The organism is Streptomyces sp. NPDC050988, assembly GCF_044456225.1.
Taxonomy (GTDB): Bacteria; Actinomycetota; Actinomycetes; order Streptomycetales; family Streptomycetaceae; genus Streptomyces.
In genome coordinates this window covers 141,113-150,088 of sequence record NZ_JBITFQ010000026.1, presented here as the reverse complement: position 1 = coordinate 150,088, position 8,976 = coordinate 141,113, and the positions used below count along the sequence as shown (strand labels likewise).

General features: G+C 70.7%; 11 protein-coding genes. 2 read left to right on the top strand and 9 right to left on the bottom strand.

Annotation, left to right across the window (positions count from 1 at the left end; genetic code table 11):
• Positions 1–153 precede the first annotated feature (153 nt).
• Genes ACIBEI_RS37485 through ACIBEI_RS37475 form a run of 3 tightly spaced genes read right to left on the bottom strand, consistent with a single transcriptional unit; the run spans position 154 to position 2,019 of the window.
• Entirely contained in the window at positions 154–915 is a 762-nt protein-coding gene (locus ACIBEI_RS37485; protein WP_200395442.1) for a DUF3710 domain-containing protein, read from the bottom strand.
• A gap of 1 nt (position 916) precedes the next feature.
• Positions 917–1,438, bottom strand: coding sequence for a dUTP diphosphatase (gene dut, locus ACIBEI_RS37480; protein ID WP_398894988.1), 522 nt, complete (start codon positions 1,436–1,438; stop codon positions 917–919).
• Entirely contained in the window at positions 1,435–2,019 is a 585-nt protein-coding gene (locus ACIBEI_RS37475) for a PaaI family thioesterase (RefSeq protein WP_398894987.1), read from the bottom strand. Before ACIBEI_RS37475 ends, dut begins: the two co-directional genes overlap by 4 nt.
• A gap of 58 nt (positions 2,020–2,077) precedes the next feature.
• On the opposite strand from ACIBEI_RS37475, the gene ACIBEI_RS37470 reads away from it, so the two are divergent.
• A complete protein-coding gene (locus tag ACIBEI_RS37470) occupies positions 2,078–2,542 on the top strand; it encodes a DUF3093 domain-containing protein (RefSeq protein ID WP_055615447.1) in 465 nt (154 codons plus the stop codon).
• 143 nt (positions 2,543–2,685) lie between these two features.
• On the opposite strand, the gene ACIBEI_RS37465 is transcribed toward ACIBEI_RS37470, so the two are convergent.
• The 4 genes from ACIBEI_RS37465 to ACIBEI_RS37450 all read right to left on the bottom strand — a co-directional run bounded on the left by ACIBEI_RS37465 (position 2,686) and on the right by ACIBEI_RS37450 (position 6,187).
• Entirely contained in the window at positions 2,686–3,582 is an 897-nt protein-coding gene (locus ACIBEI_RS37465) for a hypothetical protein (RefSeq protein ID WP_398894985.1), read from the bottom strand.
• Positions 3,583–3,595: 13 nt separating this feature from the next.
• Positions 3,596–3,892, bottom strand: a complete 297-nt coding sequence (locus tag ACIBEI_RS37460) for a DUF4193 domain-containing protein (RefSeq protein WP_005481602.1) — start codon at positions 3,890–3,892, stop codon at positions 3,596–3,598.
• A 393-nt stretch (positions 3,893–4,285) separates the two neighbouring features.
• Positions 4,286–5,527 carry a sensor histidine kinase gene (locus tag ACIBEI_RS37455; RefSeq protein WP_398894984.1) on the bottom strand — a complete coding sequence of 414 codons (1,242 nt, stop codon included), beginning with the start codon at positions 5,525–5,527 and terminating at the stop codon, positions 4,286–4,288.
• Positions 5,528–5,533: 6 nt separating this feature from the next.
• Positions 5,534–6,187 carry a response regulator transcription factor gene (locus tag ACIBEI_RS37450; protein ID WP_055615445.1) on the bottom strand — a complete coding sequence of 218 codons (654 nt, stop codon included), beginning with the start codon at positions 6,185–6,187 and terminating at the stop codon, positions 5,534–5,536.
• Positions 6,188–6,578: 391 nt separating this feature from the next.
• On the opposite strand from ACIBEI_RS37450, the gene ACIBEI_RS37445 reads away from it, so the two are divergent.
• Complete coding sequence (locus ACIBEI_RS37445) at positions 6,579–6,752, top strand: hypothetical protein (RefSeq protein ID WP_398894982.1); 174 nt, start codon at positions 6,579–6,581, stop codon at positions 6,750–6,752.
• Between the two features lie 155 nt (positions 6,753–6,907).
• On the opposite strand, the gene ACIBEI_RS37440 is transcribed toward ACIBEI_RS37445, so the two are convergent.
• Both ACIBEI_RS37440 and ACIBEI_RS37435 read right to left on the bottom strand, forming a co-directional pair.
• Positions 6,908–7,732 carry an inositol monophosphatase family protein gene (locus ACIBEI_RS37440; RefSeq protein ID WP_398894980.1) on the bottom strand — a complete coding sequence of 275 codons (825 nt, stop codon included), beginning with the start codon at positions 7,730–7,732 and terminating at the stop codon, positions 6,908–6,910.
• Positions 7,729–8,856: a ferrochelatase gene (locus ACIBEI_RS37435; RefSeq protein ID WP_398894979.1), complete on the bottom strand. Its 1,128-nt coding sequence runs from the start codon at positions 8,854–8,856 to the stop codon at positions 7,729–7,731. The genes ACIBEI_RS37440 and ACIBEI_RS37435 overlap by 4 nt, the downstream gene beginning before the upstream one ends.
• Between the last annotated feature and the right edge of the window lie 120 nt (positions 8,857–8,976).

Below are 8,976 nucleotides of genomic sequence, written 5' to 3'. Positions count from 1 at the left end.
GGGGGGGTGGTGGGGGGGGGGGGGGCGGGGGCGGGCGCGGCGCGCCGCCCCCGCCTCAGCATGGCCCCCCCCCCCCCCCGCCGCGCCCCGCCCCGCGCCCCCCCCCCCCCCCCCCCCCCCCCCCCCCCCACCGCCGTACTTCCTTGTGCGCTGCTACCGGACCTCGGTGATCTCCGGTCCGCGCTGCAGCTGACCCATGCCGCCGGAGAAGCGGGAACCCGCCTGCTCCTCCTGCTGGACGCCCTCGGCGACCATCTGCGCGTCGTCCGGCAGCTTCAGGACGATCGGGTCGCGCGGGGCCATCGGGCCCTCACCGCGGACCACGACGGTGTCCCGGAAGATCGACTCCAGTACGCCGCCGGTCTGCGGCTGCACGGCGCCCTGGCCGGAGATCACTCCGCGCAGGAACCAGCGGGGGCCGTCCACGCCGATGAACCGGACGACCTGGAAGCCGCCCGTCCCGTCCGGCAGCTGCACCGGTACCTGGGCGCGCAGCTCCCAGCCCAGCGGGCCCTCGACCTCGTCGATGACACCGCCCTGCTGGGTGATGCCGGTGGCGATCTCCTCGCGCACCTCGCCCCAGATGCCCTCGCGCTTGGGGGCGGCGAAGGCCTGCAGCTGGACGGCGCTGTCCTTGAGCACCACGGTGGCCGCGACGATGGCGTCGCCCGCGACCTCCACCCGGAGCTCCATGCCGTCGACCCCGGGCACGAAAAGACCGCCCAGGTCGACCCGGCCCTCGGCCGGATCCCGGACCTCTGTGCTGTCCCAGGGGCCGTCGGGGCGCGGCTCGGGCTCAAGCCTCACGCGCTCGCGCTCCGCGTCGTCCGCCTCAGTGTCGACACTGTCGACGACCTGCTCGGCCTCGCCCGCCGCGTCCTCGGCGGCACTGCCCTTCTTGCGACGTCCGAACACGTCACTGTCCTTCCCGGTCGGATACGACCGAAGCGTATCGATTCCCACCCGTTGTGCCGCCCACGGCGGCATGCCCGCCGGTGGACCCGAAGCCCCCCGCGGCCCGCGCCGAGTCGGGAAGCTCCGCCACCTCCTGGAAGCGCACCTTCTCGACCTGCTGGACGACCAGTTGGGCAATCCGGTCGAAGCGCTCGAACCGCACGGACTCGCGCGGGTCGAGATTCACCACGATCACCTTGATCTCCCCACGGTACCCGGCATCAACCGTCCCCGGGGCATTCACCAGAGCGACACCGCAGCGGGCGGCGAGCCCGGAACGCGGGTGCACGAAGGCCGCGTACCCCTCAGGGAGCGCGATGCACACCCCCGTGGGCAGCACGGCCCTCTCGCCGGGTTCCAGTACGCGGCTCTCCGTCGTCCGGAGGTCCGCACCGGCGTCACCGGGGTGCGCGTATTCCGGAAGCGGTACGTCCGGATCGACGCGCTTGATCAGCACGCCCACCGGAGTCGGGGTCGGGGTCACGGGTTCACCTCGAAGGCACGGGCACGGCGGACCTGGTCGGGGTCGTCCATGGCCGCGCGGATCTCCTCCGGGCGGCCGTTGGAGGTGAAGTGCTCCACCTTCACCTCCAGGAAGAGGGCGTCCGCGCGGACGGCGACGGGCCCGTCCGGGCCGCCGGTGCGTCCGGTGGCGGACGAGTAGATCTTGCGCCCCGCCACCGCCGTCACCTCGGCCTCCAGGTACAGCACGGTGCCGACGGGCACGGGCCGTACGAAGTCGGTCTCCAGCCGTCCGGTCACCGCGATGGTGCGCAGTAGCCAGTTCAGCGAGCCGAGGGTCTCGTCGAGTGCGCTCGCGAGGACTCCGCCGTGCGCGAGGCCGGGAGCGCCCTGGTGGGCCGGCTTCACGGTGAACTCGGCGGTGATCCTCACCCCCTCGCCCGCGCGGGCCTCCAGGTGCAGTCCGTGCGGCTGGTCTCCCCCGCAGCCGAAGCACTGGCCGTAGTGCGCGCCGAGCAGTTCGCCGGGCGCGGGCGCGTCGGGATGCCTCACCGGCGCCACGGCGTCGGCCGGGGGCCGCAGAGCTGAAGATGTACCACTCACAGGCGCAGACCTTACCTCCGCGTCAGCGCCGCGCACGCACCGTGGCAGGCTAGGCCGTATGCAGCTCTCCGCCTCGCCGTACGAAGAACGTCTGACCGCGCCCCGTTCCTGGTGGTTCATCAGCCTGCTGGTGGGTCTGTCGATGGCCCTGATCCTGCTGCCGTTCGGCACGCTTCCCCTGCTGGGGGGCCTCGTCGGCGGCACGGCGGTCGCGGCGGTGGCGGCCAGTTCGTACGGCTCGGTGCGAATCCGTGTGGTGGCCGGCTCCCTGATCGCGGGCGACGCGAAGATCCCGGTCTCGGCCCTCGGCGAGGCACATGTCCTCGACCCGGAGGAGACGCGCGCCTGGCGCACGTTCAAGGCCGACACACGCGCCTTCATGCTCCTGCGCTCCTACATCCCCACGGCGCTCCGCGTGGAGGTCACCGACCCGGCCGACCCGACCCCGTACCTGTACCTGTCGACCCGCGACCCGGAGCGCCTGGCCGCGGCACTGGAAGCGGCACGGACGACGACGGCGTAGCTCCGGTCGGATCCGCCACGAGTCCCGGAGCGGCTCCCGGCCGACTTATTGGCCGCGCTCGCACTCGTGTGCCGTACGGAAACTTTCCCTTCCGCGGGTCAGAACTTTGCCTGGCAGGGCCGGGGAAGTGGGGTCAGCGGGTGTCAGCGCCCCAGCTCCTTGGGGATCTCCCCGACGCGCAGCGGATCGGCGGGCTTCTCCAGGGGCGGCAGCGCCGGCAGCGCGTCCCACGGCACCTGCGCCTTGCGGAGGTCTTTCCGGATGCGCTCCGCCAGCTTTCTCGTGTCACGGCGGTTCATGACCGCCCCGACGGCGGCGCCGACCATGAACGGCATCAGGTTCGGCAGATTTCTGACCATGCGCTTCATGATCTGCTGGCGCAGCTCGCGCTTCAGCTGGCCTCCGAGGGCCGCGTTGATCGTCGACGGTTTGGTCACGTCGATTCCGCGCTCCTCCGACCACGAACTCAGATACGTGGTGGAGCGCTCTTTCAAATTGCCCGGCGGCCGCAGGCCGTAGACCTCGTACAACTCCGCGATCAGCTTCATCTCGATCGCGGCCACGCCGGTGATCTCGGCGGCCAGCTCCGTGGGCATCGCCGGAGGTACGGGCATCATCGCGGCCGCGCCGATTCCCGCGCCCACCGTGGAGGTCGCGTTGCAGGCGCCCGCCACGAGCTTGTCCGCGAGCTGCTCGGGGCCTAGGCCCGGGAACTGCCTGCGGAGGGTCGCGAGGTCGCGTACGGGGATTCGCGGGGCGTTCTCGATGATGCGGTCGGTGAGGTACGCCAGGCCCGCCCTGGCGCGGCTGCCGCCCTTACGGACACCTTCCTTCACCCCGTGGCCGACCGCGGCGGCCCTGCGCTTGGCGACAGGCGCCTTTGGAACCGGCACCTCCAGGGCGCCGGAGGCGCCTGTCGCGTCCACTGCTTCGAGCGAGGCCGGGTGGCCCCGCTCGTCGTCATGCATGCCGTCCGAGGACGGACCGGCCGCTCCCTGGTCACGAAAGCGGCGCTTCCAGGGCGGGGTCGAGCCTGTCACGGCCGACCCTGCCTCAGTCGCAGTCGCGGCAGATCGGCTGGCCGTTCTTCTCGCGGGCCAGCTGGCTGCGGTGGTGGACCAGGAAGCAGCTCATGCAGGTGAACTCGTCCTGCTGCTTCGGCAGGACCCGGACGGCCAACTCCTCGTTCGAGAGGTCCGCGCCGGGCAGTTCCAGGCCTTCTGCAGCCTCGAACTCGTCCACGTCGACCGCCGAAGTCGACTTGTCGTTCCGGCGAGCCTTCAGTTCTTCAAGGCTGTCCGAATCGACGTCGTCGTCGGTCTTGCGTGGGGTGTCGTAATCCGTTGCCATGTCGCTCTCCCCCTCTGGGTGTCTGCGGTGTCTCCAGCGCACGTAACGCGTGAGAGGCCGGACTTGTGCCCGACCCGAGGCGGAGATTTTGCCTCACATCAAGGTCTGTTACTCAATCGACACCCAATCGGACCCCTCAAGAGTGATCGGCTTGGATGGCGAACGGGACCGTACACGGTCCGAATGCCGCACTTCAAAGGCGTCTCACCGTGTACTTCCCGTGATCTCGACCCCCGAAAACCCGGATGTTCCCGGCTTTACGACGGCCTTCTTGATCACGGAGAGTAGATGGCCGGAAATTCGCCCTTGTGATCGATCACACACGAGGCAGCGCACGGCATGCCCAGAAAATTCCGCGCAAAGCGAACATCCTCGCGTGTCGGCGACATGGTCTCAGACAGGCAGGGTCACTCGCATCACCAGCCCACCCCCCTCACGCGGTTCCGCGGCGATATGACCGCCGTGGGCACGGGCCACCGACCTGGCGATCGACAGGCCAAGACCCACGCCTTTGTCACTGCCCGTCCGCTCCGTGCGCAGTCGCCGGAAAGGCTCGAAAAGATTGTCGATCTCGTACGCGGGCACCACGGGCCCCGTATTGGACACCACGAGAACCGCCTGGCCGTGCTGGACCTCTGTGGTCACCTCGACCCAGCCCTCCTCCGCCACGTTGTACCGCACGGCGTTCTGGACGAGGTTCAGGGCGATCCGCTCCAGGAGGACTCCGCTGCCCTGGACGACCGCGGCATCGCGCTTCCCGCGGATCGTCACGCCCTTCGCCTCCGCCTCGCCACGGGCCTGGTCGATGGCCTGCGAGGCGACCTCGGCGAGGTCGACCGGCTTGCGTTCGACGATCTGGTTGTCGCTGCGGGCGAGCAGCAGCAGACCCTCGACGAGCTGCTCGCTGCGCTCGTTCGTCGCGAGCAGCGTCTTGCCGAGTTGCTGCAGCTCCACGGGCGCTCCCGGATCGGACAGATGCACCTCGAGGAGCGTGCGGTTGATCGCCAGCGGCGTCCGCAGCTCGTGCGAGGCGTTCCCGACGAACCGCTGCTGGGCCGTGAAGGCTCTCTGCAGCCGCTCCAGCATGTCGTCGAAGGTGTCCGCCAGCTCCTTGAACTCGTCGTCCGGACCGTCCAGCTCGATCCGCCGCGACAGGTCCGACCCCGCCACCGCGCGCGCGGTGCGCGTGATCCGCCCGAGCGGCGACAGCACCCGGCCGGCCATCGCGTAGCCGAAGGCGAACGCGATGACGGCGAGGCCCAGGAGGGCGAGGAGCGAGCGGCTGAGGAGACCGTCCAGAGCGTGCTGCTGCTGGGTGGCCGTGCACTCCTTGAGCATCGCGTTCAGCTCTTGGTTGCTCCCGGCATCGCCCAGCTGGGGGCAGTTCTCGCTGAAGAGCTTGAGGTTGCTGCCGGTCACCTGGAAGGAGACGCTGCTGCCCTCACGGAGGGCCTGGGCCGCCAACAGGTAGATGATCGACAACAGCAGGATCCCGGCGATCAGGAACATGCCGCCATACAGCAGGGTGAGACGTATCCGGATGGTCGGACGCAGCCAGGGGAACGGCGGCTCCGGTTTCCTCGGGTCCCAGGTGGGCTTCGGGGGTGCCTTGGGAGGAGCGGGTGTCGTGGTCATCGAATATCAGATCCGGTAGCCGGAACCGGGCACCGTGACGATGACCGGGGGCTCGCCGAGCTTGCGGCGCAGGGTCATCACCGTGACGCGCACGACGTTGGTGAACGGGTCCGTGTTCTCGTCCCAGGCCTTCTCCAGGAGCTGCTCGGCGGAGACGACGGCGCCCTCGCTGCGCAGCAGCACCTCCAGGACGGCGAACTCCTTGGGCGCGAGCTGAACCTCCTTGCCGTCGCGGAAGACCTCACGGCGGTTGGGGTCGAGCTTGATCCCGGCGCGCTCAAGGACGGGCGGCAGCGGCATGCTCGTACGCCGGCCGAGGGCACGCACGCGTGCGGTCAGCTCGCTGAACGCGAAGGGCTTGGGGAGGTAGTCGTCGGCGCCGATCTCCAGGCCCTCCACGCGGTCGCTGACGTCTCCGGAGGCCGTGAGCATCAGCACGCGTGTGGGCATGCCGAGTTCGACGATCTTGCGGCAGACGTCGTCGCCGTGCACGAGGGGGAGGTCACGGTCGAGGACGACCACGTCGTAGTCGTTGACACCGATGCGCTCCAGGGCGGCCGCGCCGTCGTACACGACGTCGACGGCCATGGCCTCCCGGCGCAGTCCGGTGGCCACCGCATCGGCGAGCAGTTGCTCGTCCTCGACGACGAGTACGCGCACGTCGCTTGTCCTTCCTCTGTCCACCCGCGTAGCGCCTCTTCGGCGCACGCGGGCAGGGTCTGTCGCGGGTTGAGTCTCCATCCTGCCCTTTTCGGCCATAAGTCGGCTGTAAGGCGGGTGCGGGGGCCGGGGAATGCCAGATTTTCTCGTGCGGTTGAGGTTTCCGTGGAAGGGAGCGGGGGGAGGACGGCTTTACACCCCGCGATCACGCTCTGCTTGTGCCGCACCACCATGCGGTATGTCACGGTCCGCTTCCGCAGGGCGGGCGTGGGTGTCCGGCACCGTCGCCGCCCAGTGCGGGCAGCGCTGGGCACCCTGGAGACGTGATCGCCCCTTCCGAACGGCACACCCCCGTGCCACCGACCCACGACCCAGGACGAGGGGGCGCAGCATGGACGCATTCACCGCAGGACTTCTGCAGCGCATAAGGGCGACCGAGTCCGACCTGACGATGGCTCGCGAGACCGGCGACGACTTCCTCGCGGAGGTCGAGCAGGCAGAGCTCGACGACCTGCACCGCCTTGCCGCCGAGCACGGCGTGCAGGTCGGCGCGTCACGCGTCTGATCAGCTCGCACAAAAGCGGGGCCCCGGCATCGATCCAGTGCCGGGGCGCCCGTTTTTTGGGCCGGGTTCACCTCCGCCCCGCGCCCCCGAAGGGGCGCGGGGAACTGCGCGCCCGGCCACGACGCACCCGCGGCCGACATGCCAACCCCGCGGCGTCAGTCGTGCCAGGCTCCCAGTTCCTCCAGGCGGGCCTGGAGTGGTTCGAAGAGGCCGGGTGGGGCCGCGACCGTCAGGTCTGTCGAGAGGGGGTCTCCGGGGCGGCCGCCGGTCAGGGCGCCCGCCTCGCGGGCGATCAGGTCGCCGGCGGCGTAGTCCCAGGGGTTCAGGCCGCGCTCGTAGTACGCGTCCAGGCGGCCCGTCGCCACGTCGCACAGGTCGATCGCCGCCGAGCCGCCGCGGCGGATGTCGCGGACCTGGGGGATCAGGTGTCCGACCACCTCGGCCTGCCGGGCCCGGCGCTCGGCGAGGTAGCCGAAGCCGGTGCCGACGAGGGCCAGCCCGAAGGCCGGGGCGGGCCGCACGCGCGCGGGGCGGTCGTTCACGTACGCGCCCTGCCCCAGGACGGCCCGGTAGGTCTCCGCGCGCATCGGGGCCTGCACCACCCCGACGACGGTCTCGCCGTCCTTGAGGGCCGCGATGGAGACGGACCAACTGGGCAGTCCGTACAGATAGTTGACCGTGCCGTCGATCGGGTCGATCACCCACTGGACGCCGCTGCTGCCCTCGACGCTGGCGCCCTCCTCGCCGAGCACGCCGTCGTCCGGCCTGCGGTCGGCCAGCAGACCGGTGATCAGCTTCTCGGACGCGATGTCCATCTCGGTGACGACGTCGACGGCACTGGACTTGGTGGCGGCCACGCCGAGGTCGTCCGGGCGGCCGTCGCGCAGGAAGGCGCCCGCGCGGTGGGCCGCGTCGAGCGCGATCTCCAGCAGCTCGGCCTTCAGCTCGTCGCTTGCTGTGTCGGTCACGGTGCTCCTCATGCGTACGGGCTGTCGGCGCCCGCGGCTGCGGGCTTGGGGGCGCGGGCCGGGCAGCAGCCCACGGGACACAGGTTGTGGCTCGGGCCCAGGGCGCCGAGCGCGCAGGGCGTCACCTCCCGGCCGCTCTCCGCGGCGGCACGCTCCAGGACCAGCTCGCGGATCGCGGCGGCGAACCGCGGGTCGGCGCCCACGGTGGCCGAGCGGCGGACCGGCAGGCCCAGCTCCTCGGCCTTCGCCGTGGCCTCCGTGTCGAGGTCGTACAGGACCTCCATGTGGTCCGAGACGAACCCGATGGGCGCCATGACGACGGCAGGGACTCCGGTGCCGTGCAGCTCCTCCAGGTGGTCGCAGATGTCCGGCTCCAGCCACGGGATGTGCGGGGCGCCCGAGCGCGACTGGTAGACGAGCTGCCAGGGGTGGTCGTTCCCGGTCCGCTCGCGCACGGCGTCGGCGACGAGCCGCGCGACGTCCAGGTGCTGCTTCACGTACGCCCCGCCGTCGCCGTGGTCCTCGACCGGGCCCGAGGTGTCCGCCGAGGCGTTCGGGATCGAGTGGGTCGTGAAGGCGAGGTGCGCGCCCGCGCGGACGTCCTCGGGGAGCTCCGCGAGGGACTGCAGGAGGCCCTCGATCATGGGCTCCAGGAAGCCGGGGTGGTTGAAGTAGTGCCGCAGCTTGTCGATGCGCGGCAGCTCCAGGCCCTCCCCCTCCAGGGTGGCCAGGGCCCCGGCGAGGTCCTCGCGGTACTGCCGGCAGCCCGAGTACGAGGCGTACGCGCTCGTGGCGAGGACCAGGACCCGGCGGCGGCCGTCGGCGACCATCTCGCGCAGGGTGTCGGTCAGATACGGGCCCCAGTTCCGGTTGCCCCAGTACACCGGCAGGTCGAGCCCGTGCTCCGCGAAGTCCTTGCGGAGGGCGTCCAGCAGGGCGCGGTTCTGGTCGTTGATGGGGCTGACCCCGCCGAAGAGGAAGTAGTGCTGCCCCACCTCCTTGAGGCGTTCCTTGGGGATGCCCCGTCCACGCGTCACGTTCTCCAGGAACGGGACCACGTCGTCGGGGCCCTCGGGGCCGCCGAACGAGAGCAGGAGCAGGGCGTCGTAGGGGGTGGCATCGAGCGCGTCTCGCATGCCTCGATCCTGCCACTCGGCTCCGACAGCCGGACAACGGCGGGGTGCAGGACAGCGGGCGGACAAGGTGACGGCCGACATCGGCACATGCGTTAGGGTCACCTGACTCGTAAGCTGTAT